Raw genomic sequence first — 18,618 nt, 5'->3', positions numbered from 1 at the left:
CTCTCATGGGCGAAGCCAGGATCCTGCTACGTGAGGCGCCGGTCGCCGGCAGCGCAGCCGAAGTCGAGCGCAAGCTGAGCGTGCTCGAGCTGCTGTGGAACGATGGTTTTGTCCGCAAGACCGTCATCATCCTGTTTCTCGCGGCGGTCTGGGAGGCCTACGGCCTCACCCTCGACAATCCCCTGCTGTTTCCTACCCTGCACGACACGATCCTCACGCTCTACGATCGCGTCAAGGACGGCACGATTCCCATGCGGGCATGGGCTTCGCTAAAAGTTCTGTTCATGGGCTATTCGGCCGGCATCGCGCTCGCCGCGATCTTCACCGTGCTCGCGATCTCGACCCGCATCGGCACCGATTTCCTCGAGACTGTCACGGCGATGTTCAATCCGCTGCCGGCGATCGCCCTGTTGCCGCTCGCTTTGATCTGGTTCGGTCTCGGCAACGGCAGTCTGGTGTTTGTGCTGATTCATTCGGTGCTGTGGCCGGTCGCGCTCAATACCCATTCCGGCTTCAAGAGCGTGTCCAACACGCTGCGCATGGTCGGCCGCAATTACGGCCTGCGCGGGCTGCCCTACGTGGCAAAAATCCTCATCCCTGCCGCGTTCGGCTCGATCCTGACCGGTCTCAAAATCGGTTGGGCCTTTGCCTGGCGCACGCTGATCGCGGCCGAGCTGGTGTTCGGCGTATCGTCGGGGCAGGGCGGGCTCGGCTGGTTCATCTTCGAAAACCGCAACCTCCTCGACATACCTGCGGTCTTCGCCGGCCTCTTGACGGTGATCATCATCGGGCTTTTTGTCGAGAACCTGATCTTCCGCGCCATCGAGCGGAACACCGTGCAGAAATGGGGCACCCAATCATGACCAAGAAGAAACTGACGCCCGACCAGCTCCGCAGCGCGCGCTGGTTCGCACCCGACGATCTCCGCTCGTTCGGCCATCGTTCCCGCACCATGCAGATGGGCTACGCGCCGGAGGAGTGGAAGGACCGCCCCATCATCGCTATCCTCAACACCTGGTCGGACGCGCAGCCATGCCACATGCACTTCAAGTCGCGCGTCGATGACGTCAAGCGCGGCATCCTGATGGCGGGCGGCCTGCCGCTGGAGCTGCCGGCGCTGTCGCTGTCGGAATCGCTGCTCAAGCCGACCACGATGCTCTATCGCAATCTGCTGGCGATCGACGCCGAGGAGCTGCTGCGCAGCCATCCGGTCGACGGCGTGGTGCTGATGGGCGGCTGCGACAAGACGACGCCCGCGCTGCTGCTGGGTGCGACCTCGATGAACATTCCGGCGATCTATCTGCCGGCCGGCCCGATGCTGCGCGGCAATTGGAAGGGCAAGACGCTCGGCTCCGGCTCGGACGGCTGGAAATACTGGGACGAGCGGCGCGCCGGGAAAATCTCCGACAAGGACTGGCTCGACATCGAAGCCGGCATCGCGCGCAGCTACGGGACCTGCATGACCATGGGCACGGCTTCCACCATGACCGCGATTGCCGAGGCGATCGGCATGACGCTGCCGGGCGCCTCCTCGATTCCCGCCGCTGATGCCAACCATATCCGTATGGCCTCCGAATGCGGCCGCCGCATCGTCGAGATGGTCTGGGAAGATCTGACGCCGAAGACGATCCAGACCCGCAAGGCGTTCGAGAACGCGATCGCCGTGGCGATGGCGATGGGCTGTTCGACCAACGCGATCATCCATCTGATCGCGCAGGCCCGCCGCGCCGGCCTCGACATCGGCCTCGACGATTTCGAAATTGCGAGCCGCAAGGTGCCCGTCATCGCCAATGTGCGGCCGAGCGGTGACGCCTATCTGATGGAGGATTTCTTCTATGCCGGCGGGCTGCCGGCGCTGATGGGGCAGATCAAGCCGCATCTGCATCTCGACTGCATCACGGTCACCGGTAAGACTGTCGGCGAGAACATCGATGGCGCCGAGGTCCACAATGACGACGTGATCCGCTCGATCGACAATCCCATCTACAAGGAAGGCGCACTCGCCGTGCTCAAGGGCAATCTCGCGCCCGACGGCTGCGTCATCAAGCCGAGCGCCTGCGCGCCCCGCTTCCTCAAGCACACCGGCCCGGCGCTGGTATTCGACGACTATTCATCGATGAAGAAGGCGGTCGACGATCCCGATCTTGATGTGACTGAAGACCACATTCTCATCTTGCGCAATGCGGGCCCGCAGGGCGGGCCCGGCATGCCGGAATGGGGCATGCTGCCGATCCCGACCAAGCTCGTGAAGCAGGGCGTCCGCGACATGGTGCGGATCTCCGATGCGCGCATGAGCGGCACCAGCTACGGCGCCTGCATTTTGCACGTCGCCCCCGAATCCTATGTCGGCGGGCCGCTGGCGCTGGTGCGGAACGGCGACCGCATCACGCTCGATGTCGCCGCCCGCACCATCAATCTCGATGTGTCGGAAGCCGAGCTCGAAAAGCGCCGCGCCGCCTGGAAGCAGCCCGAGCGTCGCTTCGAGCGCGGCTATGGCTGGATGTTCACCAAGCACATCAAGCAGGCCAATGACGGCTGCGATTTCGACTTCCTCGAGACCGATTTCGGCGCGCCGATCGGCGAGCCCTCGATTTACTAGTTTCACCGTCGTTCCGGGGCGCGAAGCGAACCCGGAACCTCGAGATTCCGAGTTCGATGCTTCGCATCGCCCCGGAATGATGACAAGAGAGAGCACGAGATGACCAAACTTACCGAAGCCACCCGCAACAAGCTCAAATCCGTCTCCACCGCCACCGTCGCCACCGCGTTGTTCAAGCGTGGCCTGCGCATCCAGATGATCCAGGATGTGCACCCGCTCAGTGCCGGCCAGCCCACCATGGTCGGTGAGGCCTTCACGCTGCGCTATATGCCGGCCCGCGAGGATCTCAACACCATCGACGTCTTTAGGAATCACTCCCATCCGCAGCGCAAGGCGGTGGAGGATTGTCCGGCAGGCAGCGTGCTGGTGATGGACAGCCGCAAGGACGCGCGCGCCGCTTCCGCCGGTGCGATCCTGGTCACGCGGCTGATGAAGCGCGGTGTCGCCGGGGTCGTCACCGACGGCGGTTTTCGCGACTCGGCCGAGATCGCCAAGCTCGGGATCCCCGCCTACCACCATCGCCCGAGCGCGCCGACCAATCTGACGCTGCATCACGCCATCGAGATCAACGTTCCCATTGGCTGCGGTGATGCGCCGGTGTTTCCCGGCGACGTCATTCTCGGCGACAGCGATGGCGTGATCGTGATCCCGGCGCATCTCACTGAGGAGATCGCCAACGAGACCTTCGAGATGACCGCGTTCGAGGACTTCGTCACCGAGGAAGTCAACAAGGGCCGCGGCATCTTCGGTCTCTATCCGGCGACGGACCCGCAGACGCTGACCGACTTCGCCGCATGGCGGAAGGCGAACGGAAGGTAAATTCCGACAACTCGTCCCACAACCTCCATTGTCGTCCTGGCGTAAGCCAGGACCCATTACCCCAGGGAGTAATTTGGCGAAGACTCGGAGTCGTCGTGCTTTCGCGCGGTACTGATACCGAGCTTTGTCGGATAGATCACGCGGTATGGGTCCTGGCTTTCGCCAGGACGACCAGGGAGAGCGTAGCCTACACCCCCGCCTCCGCCATCCCGGCCGCCCACAGCGCGAACGCATAGACGATCGCGACTTCATCGAGCCGGTTGAAGCGTCCCGAGGCGCCGCCGTGGCCGGCGCCCATGTTGGTGCGGAGCAGGACCGGGCCGCCGCCGCTCATGGTTGCGCGCAGGCGCGCGATCCATTTGGCTGGCTCCCAGTACGTGACGCGCGGATCGGTCAACCCGCCCATCGCCAGGATCGCCGGATAGTCTTTCGCCGCGACATTGTCGTAGGGCGAATACGACAGGATGGTGCGGAAATCCTTTTCGCTCTCGATGGGGTTGCCCCATTCCGGCCATTCCGGCGGCGTCAGCGGCAGCGTGTCGTCGAGCATGGTGTTGAGCACGTCGACGAACGGCACTTCGGCAACGATGCCGGCGAACAATTCACCGGCACGGTTCGCGACCGCGCCCATCAACATGCCGCCGGCCGATCCGCCGTGGCCGACGATGCGTTTTGCACTGGTGTATTTCGCATCGATTAGCGCGCGGGCGCTGGCTGAGAAGTCGTCGAACGAATTCGTCTTCTTCTCGCGCTTGCCGTCGAGATACCAGCCCCAGCCCTTGTCGGCGCCGCCGCGGATATGGGCGATGGCGTAGACGAAGCCGCGGTCGACCAGCGACAGCCGGTTGGCGTTGAACGAGGCCGGCATCGCCATGCCGTAGGAGCCGTAGCCGTAGAGCAGCAACGGCGCCGCGCCGTCGAGAGTGAGCCCGCGGCGGTGGAGGATCGACACCGGCACCTCGGCGCCGTCATGCGCCTTCGCCATGATGCGCGTCGTGACGTAGTCGCTCGCATTGTGGCCGGACGGAATCTCCTGCCGCTTGCGCAGGGTGCGCGTCCGCTTGAGCATGTCGTAGTCATAGACCTCCGACGGCGTCGTCATCGACGAATAGGCGAAGCGCAGTGTGGTCGTTTCGAATTCGTAGGAGCCCATCGTATCCAGCGAATAGGCCGCCTCGTCGAACGCGATGGCGTGCTCGTCCTTGGTCGTGAGGTCGCGGATCACAATCGACGGCAGAGCATTGGCGCGCTCCAGCCGCACCATGTGGCCGGCATAAAGATCGAGATCGATGATGTAGATGCCGGGACGATACGGGATCAGATCGCGCCAGTTCTTGCGCTCGGGTGAGGCGAGCGGCGCGGTGACGATCTTGAAGTCGATGGCTTCGTCGGCGTTGGTGAGGATGAAGAGTTCGTCGCCGCGGTCGGCGAGCGAATATTGCACGCCTTCCTCGCGTGCCGCGACCAGGCGCGGCGGTGCGTCGGGGTGGGCGAGGTCGATCAGCCGCTGCTCGGAGGTCTCGTGGTCGCCGCCCGCGATGACGCAGAAGCGGCCGCTGGTGCTCTCCTGCAGATGGGTGAACCAGCCGGAATCCTGCTCTTCGTAGACCAGCGTGTCGTCGACCTGCCGAGTGCCGAGCTTATGCCGCCACACCTGCATCGGCCGGTGATTGTCGTCGAGCTTCACGTAGAAGAACGACGTGGCGTCCTTGCCCCAGACTACGCCGCCGTCGGTTTCCTCGACGACGTCATCGAGGTCCTTTCCGGTCGCCCAGTCGCGCACGCGGATCGAGAAATATTCCGAGCCCTTGGTGTCGGCGCTCCAGGCCTGCAGCCTGTGGTCGTTCGAGTGCCGGCTGCCGCCGAATTTGAAATATTCATGGCCTTTGGCGAGCGCATCGCCGTCGAGCACGATGTGGCCTTCGCCGCCATCGCGCGGCATGCGGCCGAACAGCTCGTGCTGACCACCTTCGCGGAATTTGCGGAAATAGGCGAAGGGACCATCCGGCGACGGCACGCTGGAATCATCCTCCTTGATCCGCCCCCGCATCTCGCGCACCAGCGTCTTCTGCAGGGCTGCGGTGTGGCCGAGCAGGCTCTCGGTGTAGCCATTTTCTGCGTCGAGATATTTGCGGATGTCGGGATCGAGCACCGCGGGATCGCGCAGCACCTCCTGCCATTTCTCGTCCTTCAGCCAGGCATAATCGTCGGTCACGGTTATCCCGTGCCGCGTGAAGGAATGCGGCCGGCGCGGGGCGACGGGGGGCTGGGAAGGTGTTCTGGCTTGTGTCACTCGATCCTCATTCAGATGCGTCCTGCCTTATATCGTCGCGATTCCGCGAATTGCCAGCGCTACAGCGCCAAGGACCGCGCCAAGTCGCCGGGTTGTTGATCGGCCCCTTCTATGCTTTAGGCTCCCTATCCCCGCCGCCGGTCCAGCCTGATGCTGTTCAATTCCTACCCGTTCATCCTGCTGTTCCTGCCTGCCGCGCTGGCTGGCTATTTCTGGCTCGGGCGGCGCAGCAATCTGGCCCCGGTGATCTGGCTGGCGGTGGCCTCGCTCACCTTCTATGCCATCGGCAACTGGCAGTTCGTCGCCCTGTTGCTGATATCGATCGCCTTCAACTATGGCATCGGCCACCTCCTGATCGTGGCGAACCTTGCTCCGTCGCAACGAAAGGTGGCACTTGCCGTCGGCGTCGCCGGCGACCTCCTCGTGCTTGGCATCTTTAAATATGCCGGCTTCGTCACCGAGAACATCAACGCGCTGGCCGGCACGCACTTTGCGGTCCACATCCTGCTGCCGGTCGGCATCTCCTTCTACACATTCACCCAGATCGCGTTCCTGGTTGACGCATGGCGCGGGCAGGTCGCGGCCTACGCACTGCCGCATTACGCGCTGTTCGTGACATACTTTCCGCATCTGATCGCGGGGCCGATCCTTCACCACAAGGACATGATCCCGCAATTCGAACGGGAGGAAACCAAGCATCCGCACGGGCATCTGATCCTGTGCGGCCTCATCATCTTCGCAATCGGCCTCTTCAAGAAGACGTGCCTTGCCGACGGCATCCAGCCGCTGGTCGCGCTCGCCTTCGATGCGCGCGCGCCGAGTTTTGATCAGGCCTGGCTTGGCGCGCTCGCCTACACCTTCCAGCTCTATTTCGACTTCTCCGGCTATTCGGACATGGCGATCGGAATATCGCTGATGTTCGGCATCTTCCTGCCGGTCAATTTCAACTCGCCCTACAAGGCCACCAGCATCGTCGAGTTCTGGCGGCGCTGGCACATGACGCTGTCGCACTTCCTGCGCGACTATCTGTACATCCCGCTCGGGGGCAACAGGCGCGGCCGCGTGCTCCGTTATGTCAATCTGATGCTCACGATGCTGCTCGGCGGGCTCTGGCACGGCGCGGCCTGGACTTTTGTCATTTGGGGCGCGCTGCATGGTGCCTATCTCTGCATCAATCACGCCTTCAACGCGCTGGTGCCGAGTGTTCCGAAGTTGCTCGCGCGCCCAACTCGGGTCGCCGGGGCCGCGCTGACATTTCTCGCCGTCGTTGTGGCCTGGGTATTCTTCCGTGCCGAACGGGTCGATTGGGCCATGCGGATTCTGAATGCGATGGCCGATCCCTCGAACATCGTCGTCGGGCGCGAGGAGATCGCGGCGTCGGTGATGGTCGCAATTTATGCGGCGCTGGTGTGGCTGGCGCCGAACACGCAAGGACTCATGGGGTACGACCACGCCAATCGCAGGGTCGGCGAGGGCCTGATGGCCGGACGGATGCGGCCGCTGGTCCTGTATGGCGCGTCGCTGGTGCTGGCGTTCGGGATTTTGGGTATCCAGAGCCACAGCGAATTCATCTATTTCCGGTTCTGATGCGGGGCGCGTTCACACATCCAGGGCGTCTTCTCTTCGCGAGCATCGCGTGCGTGCTCGGGGCGGCGGCGCTCACCTATGTCATCGATCCCCTGCAGCTGTTCCGGCCCTCGCGTCTCATCGCGCCGTTCTATTCCGATGACACGCGCGTGCAGAATGCAGGGCTGATCCGCAGCCAGTCGTTCGACGCGGCCTTCATGGGTACCTCGCTCGCGATCCATTTCCGTCAGAGCGACATCGACCATGCGCTTGGCGTGCACTCGCTGAAGTTGGCGATGACCGGCTCCAATTCGCGCCAGCAGGGCTTTGTGCTGGAGCAGGCAATCGACCGCGGCGCAAAGCGCGTGATCTGGCAGATGGACGATTTCATCTTTGTCGATGCGGCCGACATCGAGACGGATCCCTATCTCTCTGCCGATCTCTATCGCGGGACGGCAAAAGGCATCGCGTCGTATCTGTTCAGTGCGGCCATGGCGAAGGAATCCCTATTCGCATTGCTCCGGTCGGTTCCGCCGTTGCGGCAGCCGCTGACCCGGGCGGCGCCTTTTCTGCCAATCAAGTTTGCGCTTGAAGACGTCGACGACATCTATGCGCTGCCGCGGGATGTCGACGTCGCGCGCGCCTATAATGCGAACAGGACGCTCGCGGCCTTCGCCTATATCACCGATCCCGTACGCAGCCGATTTCTCGGCGAAGGCTATCGTTACGACGCCATGGTGCGGCATTTCGAGCATGACGCCGTCGGCCTGATCGCGCGCCATCCGGACGTGACCTTCGACATCTACTTCCCGCCCTATTCGATCCTGCAATTCGTCGCGATGCGCGATGCTTCGCCTGCGACGCTGAAGATCGTCACCGACCTCACCGCCGTCATGGCGCAGCGCCTGACCCAGCTTCCCAATGTGCGCCTGTACGATTTCCGGGCGATCAAGGACGTGACGCACGACCTCGACAACTACGGCGACGTCATCCACCATTCGCCGATCGTCGATGCGAAGGTGCTGTCGTGGCTGGCGCACGGGGAATATCGGGTCGATCCGAAGGCGCCACTTGCGTCGCTGGATGAGCTGAAGGCGCAGGTTGAAGCGTATCGGCTAAAGCAACCGGGTCGTCCCGGCGAAGGCCGGGACCCATAACCCCAGGGAGGAGTTTGGCGAAGACTCGGAGTGAAACGGTCCTCGGTACTGCGACCGCGCTCTGTCGATAGATCACGCGGTATGGGTCCCGGCCTTCGCCGGGACGACAGGTTTACGCCGCCACCTCTTCGCCGAGATACGCGACCGCCGCTTCGAGCCCGCCTTTGCCGTGCGGGATCTTCAGCGCATTCAGCCCGACCTCGATCACCCCCAACGTGCCGAGCAGCATCGGGGCGTTGACGTGGCCCATATGGGCGATGCGGAAGGCTTGTCCCGAGAGATCGCCGATGCCGGTGCCGAGCACGACGCCGCACTTCTCCTTGCAATAGCGTTGCAGGATTGCCGGATCGTGGCCGTTGCTCATGGTCACCGTGGTCACGGTGTTGGAGCGTTCGCTGGCTTCCGCGACGTTGAAGCCGAGCACCTGGCCTTCGGACCACGCGCCGACCGCGCGGCGCGCGGCTTCGCCGAGCAGGCTGTGACGGCGGAAGGCGTTCTCCAGTCCTTCCTCGTGCAACAAGTCGATCGCCTGGCGCAGCGCGAACAGCAGATGTACCGGCGCGGTGCCGGCATATTTGCGATAATGCTCGCTGCCTTCGCGCTCGCTCCAGCTCCAATAGGGCGTGCTCATGTTGGCGGTCTTCTGCACCTCGAGCGCGCGCGCATTGGCCGCGACGAAGCCGAGGCCGGGCGGCGTCATCAGGCCCTTTTGCGAGCCCGACATCGCAACGTCGATGCCCCATTTGTCCATCTCGAACGGCATGCAGCCGAGCGAGGCGACAGTGTCGACCATGTACAGCGCCGGGTGGCCGCTCGCCTTGATCGCCTTGCCGATCGCCTCGATGTCGTTCTGCACGCCAGACGCGGTGTCGACCTGGACGACGACGACGGCCTTGATCGTATGCTCCTTGTCGCGGCGCAGGCGCTCCTCGACCTCGTGCGGCCGTACCGCGCGGCGCCAGTCGCCCTTGAGCACCTCGACCTCGGCACCCATCAGGGAAGCCGCATTGCCCCAGCCGATCGCGAAACGGCCGCTCTCGAGCACCAGCACCTTATCGCCGCGCGACAGCACGTTGCTCAGCGCCGCTTCCCAGGCGCCGTGCCCGTTGGCGATGTAGATGTAGGACTTGCCCTTGGTCGCAAACAGTTTCGAGATGTCCTTAAGCAGGCTCTCGGTCAGATCGGTCATCTGTTTGGAGTAGATGTCGATCGCCGGACGATGCATCGCCCGCAGCACCTCGTCGGGCATATTGGTGGGCCCGGGGATGGCCAGAAATTCCCGGCCCGCGCGAACGGTCATTGCTGTTGGTCCTTATTGCCTGAGAACAGGATCGGTGGGTCGCTGATTTACACTTTTACGCGGCGCTGCGCTGCAAGAAAAGGCCGGAAAACGCAGGTCTGACGTGGGCTATCTCTTAGTCTCGCGGCAGCCCGCAGCTTCGGCTTCCTCCACCGAGCAGAACCAGCGCGTGCCCTTGCTGATCTTCATCTTGATCTGGGTGTACCAACGGCTGGTCGGCTGGTGATAGATGCACTCGCCGGCGGTGTTGACATTGCCCTTGATGGTGCAGTCCGGCGAGGGCGCGACCGGCCCCGAGGCCGAAGCGAGCAGGATCGCATGCGCACCGTCGGGCGGCTTGGTGGCACCGAGGATGGTGGTCTTCTTGTTGCGCACGCGCCAGTCCCAGGGCGCGATGAAGGCGCCCTGCCACATCCCGGCCTTGGCCTCCCGTGCGGCCTTCTCGTCCGCCTCATAGTCGTGCGACATCCGGGTGTAGGCCAGCGCCCAGCCTGCGTGCACCAGCCATTTCTGGATGTCCTCGCCGCCGACATCGCAGCGCGCCACGGTGCGGCCGCGCCGGTCGATCGACCTCGCATGGCAGACCCAGCTCTTGCCGTCGGCATATTTGGCGAGCTCGTCGCGGGCCGCGATGCCGCAGGTCCAGCGCTCGCCCTTGTTGTTGAGGCAGAGCTGGTCGACCGCGGGCGCGTCGATGCCGCCGAGTCTGATCCGCGTGTTGCCGATCACCACCGCGTCGCCGGCGCGAACCTTTGCGGTGCCGGTGATGTCGGCGGCCTCAGCCGGCGACGGCAAGCCGGGCAAGGAGAAGCCAAGCAATGACAGCGCAATCAGGAATTTTCGCAACATGCCGGTCCGCGTGTGATGGAAATTGCGATAGACCGCGCAATTGTGGTCGGCTTTTGTCCGCCCGGCCAGCATATGCCAGGCAGTTGGGCTTTCAACTTCCCGTCATCGAGCGAAGTTTTTGTAGGGTGGGTTAGCCGAAGGCGTAACCCACCTCTTTCGCCTCCACGGCGGCAGAAGTGGTGGGATACGCTTCGCTAACCCACCCTAGCAAACCTATCCCCGCGTCATCGCCCGCTTGGCCACCGCCAGCCCCATCAGCACGAACGCCGATGTGACCTCCGGACCGCCCACCAAAATCCGCGTCGGCGTCTTCATCTTGTTCCATTCATAGGCGCGGAACGGGCCGCGGCGGCCGCCTTCGCCCAGGCTCGCCACGATCACGTTCAGCGCCGGCGCAAAGGCGCGCGGGTCGGCGCCGAGATGGCCGAGCGCGATCAGGGCGAGCGCTGCGTCGAACACGTTCATCTCGGCGGCCATCAGCTCGCCCTTGACGTAGGAGAGCACGCGGTGGCGGATGAAATCGAAATGGCCGTCGGGGTCGATGATCGCCTGCGCCGCCAGCGGCAGCGCCAGGAAGGCGGCGTAGCAGCGGCCGAAATAGGCGCTGTAGAGCTCCGGCAGATAATAGATGTGCGAGCGCGGATTGGCGAAGGCGCCGCTCGCCGCCAGCCGCTTCTGGAAGCCGATGATGCGATGAACGGTGGCGAGCCGCGCCGGCGTCTCCAAGACTTTCCAGCGCGCGAGGTTGCGGAAGCTGACCTCGAGAATGTCGAGATTGAGCGTCGGATCGAGATCGTTGCCGTAGGGCCGCTCGCCATTGAGGTTGTCGATCCAGGTCGCAACCCCGCCCTCGTAGTCGATATTGTCGTTGATCGGCACGGTCACCCGCGGCTCGTTGACGCCGGCGCGCACCTGGTAGCCCGCATAGAAATCCAGCAGTGGCTGGTCGAGGATCGGATCGGTGCAGCCGGCCTGCGTCGCGGCGGAGATCGAGCACGCCGTGGTGTCGCAATCCGGCACGTAGACGCCGAAACCGAGGTCCTGCTTGATCTGGGCGAAGTAGCGCGAGAAGCGCGGATGCGGCGCCGGCGCGAGCGCGGTGATGACGTTGAACCGCGCGCCGTCGATGCCCTCGACCTCTTCGCGGCTGATGCTGACGCAGAAATCGACCATGTCGGCAACCGCGCGCTCCGCCGCCATCTTGTCAGCGAGCGAGGCGAGACCGGTCTCGACGTAACTCAACAGCGCCTCGATGAAGAACGCGTCGTAATAGGCCGAGCGGTGGCGGATCTGCACCGGCTCCCACATCGGTTCGGCAACCCCTCGCCAGGGCGGATTGACGACTGCGCGCGCCGGCGTTCGTGCGATGAAGACGCGGGCGAGGTTGAACAGCAGCGAGGAGTTCTTGTAGCCGCGGGCGTTGAGACCCGTGAGCGCCATGGTCAGCTCGCGTCCGCGGAAATCGGGGTCGCCGATCAGGTTGAACGCGGCGTAGGTCGGCAGAAAGCCATTCTTGCGGTACGAGCCCAGCAGATGCTGCGCGCAGTCGCGGATCACGCCGTCGATCTGCGACTGTTGCGGCGTGGCGCCGGTGAACATGGCCGGCGGCGGCTTGGGATGATCCAGCGCAATGCTGTCGACGAGATCGGCGACGGGCTGGCCGACCGCCGCCCAATCGGGCTCGGCCTCGTCGCGGGCGCGCACCAGCGCCTCGCGCAGCCGGGCCAGTTTGCCTTCGTCGCGCAGTTCGGGCAGTCCGGCCCGGCGCAGCAGCACCCGCAATGCGGGATTGCCGAGCGCGGTCTTGTAGAACTTGGCCAGATGCGGATCGCCACTGGCCGCAACGGCCAATACGGGATCGCAAACGTCGTAAAGCGACGGGCCGTCCTTCTGCGCCGTCAGCGCCCGGCAGGCGGCGCCGGCAAAATATTGGAAGCTCATGAAATACCTGGTCGCGGGAATTTGGCCGAGGGCGCCGGCCGGCACGCTCCCAGCCGCGCGCCACCCCCTGCAAGTCGTTGAAAAAGCTACCCGGATTCGCAGGAAATACAAATGTGGTGATGGTCACAGAAAAAGCCGGCACGAAGCCTGCATAATCAGGCTCCGGAAGGCTACGGGGACGCAAAAAAATCACACATTGGGCAGTGAAAATTAACTCATGTTTCCAGTGGCTTAGCTCAAATTTTCGACGATCTATTGCGGGGGAGGCGATATCCGGTTAAGGGTTTGTTTGGTGCGGCGCCGCAAATTGCGCGCAATTCGGGGGCACACCCCCGGCCAATCCCTCAAACCCAAAGACGCTATCGCGCTACTCAAACAGTGTGCGCGTGCTTGGCTGGTCTTTGGCACTGACAGGAATGACGCGAGATGAATGTAACGCAGCTCGACATTTCCCGACGCACGATCGCGGTGGCCGCAGCCCTCATCGGCACGGTCTCGCTCGTGATCGGCGCCCATGCTGCCCTCAACATGCGGGCGCTCGATGCCGCCAAGGCCGTTTCGACCGACCAGGTCACCGGCTCGATCGGCCAGGCCTCGCGTCTCGCCCTCGTCATCGGCAATGGACATTACCCCGACGCCACCGCGCCGCTGACGCAGTCGATCAACGACGCCCGCGCGCTGTCCTCGTCGCTGCGCAAGAACGGTTTTGACGTCGACATGGTGGAAGACGCGACCAAGGACGACATGGTCCGCGCCGTCAATCGCCTGAAGTCCCGGATCAAGCGCGACACCGTCGTCATGCTGTTCTTCGGCGGCTACGGCGTGCAGGCCGGCCGCGAGAGCTACATGCTGCCGGTCGATGCCGCGATCTGGAAGGAAAACGATGTCCGCCGCCAGGGCATCTCCATCGAGGGCGTGCTCGACATGATGAAGGAGCAGGGCGCCAAGGCCAAGCTCGTCGTGGTCGACGCCTCCCGCCGCAATCCCTATGAGCGCCGCTTCCGGTCCTACAGCCACGGCCTCGCGCCGATCAGCGCGACCGACAATGCGCTGATCCTCTCCTCGGCTTCGCCCGGCAAGGTCGTCGACGACGGCAAGGGCGAGCACAGCGTGCTGGTCAGCGAGTTCCTCAACAACCTCAATGCGCAGGGCAGCGCCGAGAGCGTCTTCAACAAGACCCGCCTTGCCATCTCCCGCGCTAGCGAAGGCGACCAGGTCCCGTCCGTCTCTTCCTCGCTGCTCGAGGACGTCCATTTCGGCGAAGCCGGCGGCTAGTTCTTCTTAGCGCTGGTAGGGTGGATTAGCGAAGCGTAATCCACCACTTCTCTCTCGTCAGCGTGGAAAGCAAATAGGTGGATTACGCCTTCGGCTAATCCACCCTACGATCTACGTGCTCAGCGCACATCTGCAATCACATCGTCATTGCGAGCGCAGCGAAGCAATCCAGAATCTTCCCGCGGAAAGAGTCTGGATTGCTTCGCCGCTTTGCTCCTCGCAATGACGATCGTAGCGATTACTTCGCCGCTTCCGCGGCCATCACGGTGCGCACCGGATCGCCTTCGCGCAGCAGCGCGCCGGCGCGGGCGACGACGATATCACCTTCATTGAGGCCGTCGCGGATCTCGATATTGCCGCCCGACATCAGTCCGACCTCGACGCGCTTGGTCTCGACGCGGTTGCGGCGGATCACCTGCACGACGGTGCCCGCGGAGGAATACTGCACCGAGGTCAGCGGCACCGCGACGTTGCAGCTCTGGCCGGACTTGATCAGTGCGCGGCCGCTCGCATTCAGCAACAGCCGTTTCTGTGAGGAGATGCCGATATAGACCATGCCCTGCTGGATATTCGGCTCAACCGTCGGGCCGATGCGGCGCACCTTGCCGTCGATATCGCCGGCGCCGGCGATGCGCACGGTCGCCACCTGGTTGACCGCGAGCTTGCGCATATCGCTGGTCGCGACCAGGGCGACAAGATCGTACTCGCTGCGCGCCACGATCGTGAACAGCGCCTCGCCTTTGGCGGAGGCGAGGTTGCCGATCTGCGCGGTCGATGTGGCGATCACGCCTGCCACGGGGGCGGTGACCTGAAGCGTGCCGCCCTCGGGCAGCGCCAGCCGCGCCAGCACCTGGCCTGCGGTGGTGGTGTCGCCGGCTTCCGCCAGCACCTCCGTCACCTTCAGCCCGGGCCGCTCCGGCCGTACCGAGCTTGCCTCGCGCGCGATGATGGTGCCGGTGCCCTCGACGATGTCGGAGAAACAGGATTTTGCGACCTTCAGCACCGTGACCGCCGGCCCCTTGGGCGCGTCGTCATCGGCGGCGGCAAAGGGCTGGGCGGACAGCAACAGCAGTCCGGTGAGCGCAACGAGATGTCTGGAAACAGGACGCGCAGGCAATGAACGCATGGATCATTCCGGTTGGGGCCTTGACGGCCTCATCGTTAGCAGAAGCAATTGCGGCGGACCATGGGCCGGCCGGATGAGAATGCCGCAGCAGCACGGGCGGCGCGATACCGCCCGTTGAATTAGTCGCCGCACAAGCAAAGAGGTTCGCCGGTGGTCGCCGCCCAATCAACTCGTCATGTCCGGCCCGGCCATGACGACGAGGAGGTATCAGCTCCCCCTCACGGCAGGCTCAAGAACTCCACCCAGTTCGGCTTCTTGCCGGTGGCGTAGGATTTCAGCTTGGTCAGCGCGCCGCTGCTCTGGTCGATGGCATAGACCGTCATGCTGTCGGAGAGCTCGCCGACCGCGGCGAGGTAGCGCCCGCCGGGATCGATATGAAAGCCGCGCGGTTGCTTCTCGGTCGGCACGCTGCCGATCGTGGTCAGCTTGCCGGTTGTCGCATCGATCTTGTAGGCGGTGAGCGTGCTGGTGGTGCGCTCGGATGCGTAGAGGAAGCGGCCGTCGGGGGTGACGTGGATGTCGGCGGCCCAGGGCTTTCCGGTAAATCCTTCCGGCAGCGCGGTGGTGCGCTGGATCTCGTCCAATGCGCCGCCTTTCGCCTCATAGGCGAACGCCGCGACGTCGCCATTCAGTTCGTGGAGGAGGTAGACGAACTTGCCGTTGGGGTGGAACACGAAATGCCGCGGCCCCGATTTCTCCGGCACCTTGTGAGCCGGCGGATCGCTCGGCGTGAGCGTACCGGTCGTGGCATCGAACGCGAAGGCCAGGATCTGGTCCGAGCCGAGATTGGTCGCGAACGCGAAGCGGTTGTCGGGCGAGGGCAGGACGGCGTGCGCGTTCAGCCCGGTCGGGATCACCTGCTTCGGCTCGCCCACGACGCCGTTGGCAAGCAGCGGATTCAGCGCGACCTTGTTGCCGCCATAGGAGGCGCTGAACAGGAATTTGCCGCCGCGGTCGAAGGCGATATAGGCCATGCTGTCGGCGAGCGGGCCGTTGCCGATATGGCTGAGCTGGCCGGTCTTGGGATCGATCGCAAAGCTCACCGCGAGAAACGGCTGCGAGCGGACACCGGCGATCAGCATGCGATGATCGGGCGTGATCGCGAGCGGCGTCGAGGAGCCGGGCTTTTCGACGCCGGTGAAGGCGGCCGTCTGCACGGGCGTCATCTCGCCGCTCTCGGCCATCTTGAACACGCTGATGTCGTTACTGTCGGCGTTGCCGATATAGGCGAAGGTGTCGGCCATGCCGGCGCGGACTCCAGAAATGAGGGTAAGGAAAGCAAGCGTGGCGGCGATCGCGGCGCGGGGTACGCCGGATCTGATGCGTCGGGTCGGTCTCAACATGGGGTCCTCCTGGATGCCGGTGCGGCATTTGTCGTTTTGCCGGCGAGGATAGCGGCAGCCGCCCCGCCGCACCAAATTTCAATTGGGATCGATCGATGCCGAAATGGTATCGGTCGGAGGCTTACCGTATCGCCGCCGTGCGGGAGGGCAGATGAGGCCCGGGCGGGGTGTCGGGCGGCCCGAGCACGGTCCACACGGTGACCGCGAGCAGCGCGCAGGTCAGGATCGTCCAGGCGACGAGTCGTTTCCGCATCAGGCCGAATCCGTCAGTCATATGAATGAGAATGCTCCCCGGGGGGGGGGCGCCTGGCGATCGTGCACTGCAAATCGCGGCGATCCTATGAACTCGTTCACAGGCGAAGCGAACCAATGCCGCGCGAGCGCATTGAACCGGCATGCCCCGTGAAAACGATCTTGAAGGTAAGCCCGACATGGGCGGCAAGCATGGCGGTCAGGCCGGCCAGCCCAAGTCGCCGCCGCGCCCGCGTCAGGGCGAGCGCGATGAGGACGTCGTGGCAAAGCGCCACACCGGCCAAACCGATCCCGACTCCGCGCCGACCAAACCAAAATAGCACCTCGCCCGCGCCGCACTCGCACCGGGAACGGCAGCCTCGCCTTGCCGTTACCTTGATCCCGCGGGCGGAGCAGATCGAAACGGAGGCTGGCACGTGTTTTGGATTTATTGGAACACCGCCTGGTCGCTGATCATCAGCGGCATCATGTTCGCCACCATCGTCGCCCATCCCGACTCCGAGTTCGTCGAGATCCACGCGGCCAAGCAAGTGAAGTGAACCCACGCCGGCCGCTTCAACGGCGCATCATCGCATGCTGCGCCGAGCCCGGGGACATCAGAAGTCAAAATTTCAAGTCATGCTGCCGGGCATGAAGCAGCGGATCATGGCGCGGCCGTTGATGTAGTACGGCCAGACCATGGTGCGGCCGGCGCGGTTCGGCTCGGTGATCACGGTGTCGTCGGGTACCTCGATCCAGTCGCCCAGAAGTCGGACGCGATAGTGTCCATCTCTCGTGTCCCAGTCGACGTCGTCCAGCGCCGTGCCGTCGGCGTCGGCACAGCAGGGACCGCCGCCCTTGCTGCGCAGGCTCTCGAACCAGCCCTTGAGGGGAGAGTTCGCGTAGCGACCGTCGTCGCGGGCCTGCACGGATGGGCCGATCATGGCAGCAACCGCTACGAGAGTGATCATCCTGAATGCCGTGATCGCCATATCGCCTCGCTCGATCTCGTGCGCGCACGAGCGCAGACGAACAGCCGCCCGCTGCACGTGACACAATGCCGGCTGGCGCCCGCCGATCGGGTTCCAGCCGTCTCAGCGGGGCAACCGCGAGGGTCGATGTTTGATCCTATTTTCAAGGGCGCGAACTCATCGGTGCCACGAGTCCGCGCCCTGCTTCAGCTCTCACCCGGCAAGCGGTCAGTAGTCCCAGAACACCGGCACCCAACGAAAGGCGTCGCCGTCGGCTGCCACGCGGCCCACGGACGGGAACGGCAGGTGCGTCGCCACCAGCATCTCGCCGGTCTCGGCAAGCTGTCGCAACAGACGGATGCGAACGCGCGCCGCTTCCTCGGGGTCGTGCTCGAAACCGTTAAACCAGTCGGGTTGTTCGAACCCGACGGCAAACACGGCATCGCCGGCGAATGTCAGCGCGTCGTCGCCGGCCGCCATGCGAACCACGCTGTGTCCGGGGGTGTGACCGCCGGTGCGAAGGGCGACGACGCCAGGCGCAATCTCGTGCTTGTCATCGAACAACCGCAGCTGACTGCCGTACTCCTTCAGGAAGCGCTTGGCGGTCGATCGAAGCGCGTCCGGAAACCCTTCCGGCATGGCAGTGCGGGAGAAATCAGGCTTTTCCCAGAACTTGACCTCGGCGGCGGCGACGTGGATCCGCAGGTCCTTGCGCAGCTGCTCCTTCACGCCGTCGACCAGCAGGCCGCCAATGTGGTCCATGTGCAGATGGGTCAGCACCAGATCGGTCACCGCCGCGAGATCAATGCCTGCGGCCGCCAGTCGCCTGATCAACTGCCCGGCGCGCGGCAAGTTCAGGTTCGGGTCCGAGCCCAGTCCGGCGTCGATGAGGATGGTCTTGCCGGCGCTGCGGACCATGACGGCGTTCAGCGCCCAGTCGAAAGCATCCTGCGGCAGGAACATGTCGTGCAGCCAGGTCGCCCGCACCGCCGGGTCGGCGTTGTGCGCGAGCATCTTGGTCGGCAGCGGCAGCACGCCGTCGCTGACCACCAGCACGTCGATCTCGCCGATCTTCAGCGCGTAGCGCGACGGAACGAGCTCTTCGGGTCCCGACGACACGGGAAATGAGGTGTTGTGCAGATTCATGT

The 18,618-nt window shown here is 64.2% G+C and carries 17 protein-coding genes; 8 read left to right on the top strand and 9 right to left on the bottom strand.

What is annotated here, in order from left to right:
- The first annotated feature begins 5 nt into the window (after window positions 1–5).
- From AC0L3P_RS16350 to AC0L3P_RS16340, 3 genes are all read left to right on the top strand, one after another.
- A complete protein-coding gene (locus AC0L3P_RS16350; protein ID WP_027515055.1) occupies window positions 6–863 on the top strand; it encodes an ABC transporter permease in 858 nt (285 codons plus the stop codon).
- The gene (gene araD, locus AC0L3P_RS16345) at window positions 860–2,599 is read left to right on the top strand and encodes an L-arabinonate dehydratase (protein ID WP_473302900.1); all 1,740 of its coding nucleotides are present in this window, start codon (window positions 860–862) and stop codon (window positions 2,597–2,599) included. The genes AC0L3P_RS16350 and araD overlap by 4 nt, the downstream gene beginning before the upstream one ends.
- A 99-nt stretch (window positions 2,600–2,698) precedes the next feature.
- Complete coding sequence (locus tag AC0L3P_RS16340) at window positions 2,699–3,418, top strand: ribonuclease activity regulator RraA (RefSeq protein WP_473302897.1); 720 nt, start codon at window positions 2,699–2,701, stop codon at window positions 3,416–3,418.
- A 187-nt stretch (window positions 3,419–3,605) separates the two neighbouring features.
- Here the strand turns inward: AC0L3P_RS16340 and AC0L3P_RS16335 are convergent, their stop codons facing one another.
- Complete coding sequence (locus tag AC0L3P_RS16335) at window positions 3,606–5,711, bottom strand: S9 family peptidase (protein WP_473302894.1); 2,106 nt, start codon at window positions 5,709–5,711, stop codon at window positions 3,606–3,608.
- A 150-nt stretch (window positions 5,712–5,861) separates the two neighbouring features.
- Here AC0L3P_RS16335 and AC0L3P_RS16330 point away from each other — a divergent pair, with 150 nt between their 5' ends.
- Together AC0L3P_RS16330 and AC0L3P_RS16325 are read left to right on the top strand one after the other, a co-directional pair.
- Entirely contained in the window at window positions 5,862–7,298 is a 1,437-nt protein-coding gene (locus AC0L3P_RS16330) for an MBOAT family O-acyltransferase (RefSeq protein ID WP_473302891.1), read from the top strand.
- Window positions 7,298–8,434: a hypothetical protein gene (locus AC0L3P_RS16325; RefSeq protein WP_473302888.1), complete on the top strand. Its 1,137-nt coding sequence runs from the start codon at window positions 7,298–7,300 to the stop codon at window positions 8,432–8,434. Before AC0L3P_RS16330 ends, AC0L3P_RS16325 begins: the two co-directional genes overlap by 1 nt.
- 112 nt (window positions 8,435–8,546) lie before the next feature.
- Here AC0L3P_RS16325 and AC0L3P_RS16320 read toward each other — a convergent pair whose 3' ends face one another.
- The 3 genes from AC0L3P_RS16320 to AC0L3P_RS16310 all read right to left on the bottom strand — a co-directional run bounded on the left by AC0L3P_RS16320 (window position 8,547) and on the right by AC0L3P_RS16310 (window position 12,524).
- On the bottom strand, window positions 8,547–9,734 hold the full coding sequence (locus AC0L3P_RS16320) for a pyridoxal-phosphate-dependent aminotransferase family protein (protein WP_473302886.1): 1,188 nt from the start codon (window positions 9,732–9,734) through the stop codon (window positions 8,547–8,549).
- Window positions 9,735–9,842: 108 nt separating this feature from the next.
- On the bottom strand, window positions 9,843–10,583 hold the full coding sequence (locus tag AC0L3P_RS16315; RefSeq protein ID WP_473302882.1) for a thermonuclease family protein: 741 nt from the start codon (window positions 10,581–10,583) through the stop codon (window positions 9,843–9,845).
- 213 nt (window positions 10,584–10,796) lie between these two features.
- On the bottom strand, window positions 10,797–12,524 hold the full coding sequence (locus AC0L3P_RS16310) for a hypothetical protein (protein ID WP_473302879.1): 1,728 nt from the start codon (window positions 12,522–12,524) through the stop codon (window positions 10,797–10,799).
- Between the two features lie 426 nt (window positions 12,525–12,950).
- On the opposite strand from AC0L3P_RS16310, the gene AC0L3P_RS16305 reads away from it, so the two are divergent.
- On the top strand, window positions 12,951–13,799 hold the full coding sequence (locus AC0L3P_RS16305; RefSeq protein WP_275174404.1) for a caspase family protein: 849 nt from the start codon (window positions 12,951–12,953) through the stop codon (window positions 13,797–13,799).
- 238 nt (window positions 13,800–14,037) lie between these two features.
- On the opposite strand, the gene AC0L3P_RS16300 is transcribed toward AC0L3P_RS16305, so the two are convergent.
- The 3 genes from AC0L3P_RS16300 to AC0L3P_RS16290 form a co-directional block, all read right to left on the bottom strand.
- Window positions 14,038–14,925, bottom strand: a complete 888-nt coding sequence (locus tag AC0L3P_RS16300) for an efflux RND transporter periplasmic adaptor subunit (protein ID WP_473302875.1) — start codon at window positions 14,923–14,925, stop codon at window positions 14,038–14,040.
- Between the two features lie 218 nt (window positions 14,926–15,143).
- Window positions 15,144–16,268: a lactonase family protein gene (locus AC0L3P_RS16295; protein WP_473302871.1), complete on the bottom strand. Its 1,125-nt coding sequence runs from the start codon at window positions 16,266–16,268 to the stop codon at window positions 15,144–15,146.
- 121 nt (window positions 16,269–16,389) lie between these two features.
- Window positions 16,390–16,521: a hypothetical protein gene (locus AC0L3P_RS16290; RefSeq protein ID WP_354063270.1), complete on the bottom strand. Its 132-nt coding sequence runs from the start codon at window positions 16,519–16,521 to the stop codon at window positions 16,390–16,392.
- A gap of 142 nt (window positions 16,522–16,663) precedes the next feature.
- Here AC0L3P_RS16290 and AC0L3P_RS16285 point away from each other — a divergent pair, with 142 nt between their 5' ends.
- Together AC0L3P_RS16285 and AC0L3P_RS16280 are read left to right on the top strand one after the other, a co-directional pair.
- Window positions 16,664–16,840, top strand: coding sequence for a hypothetical protein (locus tag AC0L3P_RS16285; RefSeq protein WP_157233960.1), 177 nt, complete (start codon window positions 16,664–16,666; stop codon window positions 16,838–16,840).
- Between the two features lie 96 nt (window positions 16,841–16,936).
- A complete protein-coding gene (locus AC0L3P_RS16280) occupies window positions 16,937–17,059 on the top strand; it encodes a hypothetical protein (RefSeq protein WP_354063273.1) in 123 nt (40 codons plus the stop codon).
- A 72-nt stretch (window positions 17,060–17,131) separates the two neighbouring features.
- On the opposite strand, the gene AC0L3P_RS16275 is transcribed toward AC0L3P_RS16280, so the two are convergent.
- Window positions 17,132–17,491: a hypothetical protein gene (locus AC0L3P_RS16275; RefSeq protein WP_473302867.1), complete on the bottom strand. Its 360-nt coding sequence runs from the start codon at window positions 17,489–17,491 to the stop codon at window positions 17,132–17,134.
- A gap of 207 nt (window positions 17,492–17,698) precedes the next feature.
- Complete coding sequence (locus AC0L3P_RS16270) at window positions 17,699–18,616, bottom strand: MBL fold metallo-hydrolase (RefSeq protein ID WP_473302865.1); 918 nt, start codon at window positions 18,614–18,616, stop codon at window positions 17,699–17,701.
- Between the last annotated feature and the right edge of the window lie 2 nt (window positions 18,617–18,618).

The sequence above is a fragment of the Bradyrhizobium sp. WSM4874 genome, assembly GCF_055811835.1.
The sequence above is the reverse complement of the archived record's forward strand: the minus strand, read 5'-3'. Positions and strand labels throughout refer to the sequence as shown.

Coding starts and splice junctions, on each gene's coding strand:
- AC0L3P_RS16315 (WP_473302882.1), bottom strand. CDS start 10,583: ATGTTGCGAAAATTCCTGATTGCGCTGTCATTGCTTGGCTTCTCCTTG.
- araD (WP_473302900.1), top strand. CDS start 860: ATGACCAAGAAGAAACTGACGCCCGACCAGCTCCGCAGCGCGCGCTGG.
- AC0L3P_RS16290 (WP_354063270.1), bottom strand. CDS start 16,521: ATGCGGAAACGACTCGTCGCCTGGACGATCCTGACCTGCGCGCTGCTC.
- AC0L3P_RS16330 (WP_473302891.1), top strand. CDS start 5,862: ATGCTGTTCAATTCCTACCCGTTCATCCTGCTGTTCCTGCCTGCCGCG.
- AC0L3P_RS16285 (WP_157233960.1), top strand. CDS start 16,664: ATGCCCCGTGAAAACGATCTTGAAGGTAAGCCCGACATGGGCGGCAAG.
- AC0L3P_RS16325 (WP_473302888.1), top strand. CDS start 7,298: ATGCGGGGCGCGTTCACACATCCAGGGCGTCTTCTCTTCGCGAGCATC.
- AC0L3P_RS16275 (WP_473302867.1), bottom strand. CDS start 17,491: ATGGCGATCACGGCATTCAGGATGATCACTCTCGTAGCGGTTGCTGCC.
- AC0L3P_RS16350 (WP_027515055.1), top strand. CDS start 6: ATGGGCGAAGCCAGGATCCTGCTACGTGAGGCGCCGGTCGCCGGCAGC.
- AC0L3P_RS16340 (WP_473302897.1), top strand. CDS start 2,699: ATGACCAAACTTACCGAAGCCACCCGCAACAAGCTCAAATCCGTCTCC.
- AC0L3P_RS16305 (WP_275174404.1), top strand. CDS start 12,951: ATGAATGTAACGCAGCTCGACATTTCCCGACGCACGATCGCGGTGGCC.
- AC0L3P_RS16320 (WP_473302886.1), bottom strand. CDS start 9,734: ATGACCGTTCGCGCGGGCCGGGAATTTCTGGCCATCCCCGGGCCCACC.
- AC0L3P_RS16310 (WP_473302879.1), bottom strand. CDS start 12,524: ATGAGCTTCCAATATTTTGCCGGCGCCGCCTGCCGGGCGCTGACGGCG.
- AC0L3P_RS16270 (WP_473302865.1), bottom strand. CDS start 18,616: ATGAATCTGCACAACACCTCATTTCCCGTGTCGTCGGGACCCGAAGAG.
- AC0L3P_RS16295 (WP_473302871.1), bottom strand. CDS start 16,268: ATGTTGAGACCGACCCGACGCATCAGATCCGGCGTACCCCGCGCCGCG.
- AC0L3P_RS16300 (WP_473302875.1), bottom strand. CDS start 14,925: ATGCGTTCATTGCCTGCGCGTCCTGTTTCCAGACATCTCGTTGCGCTC.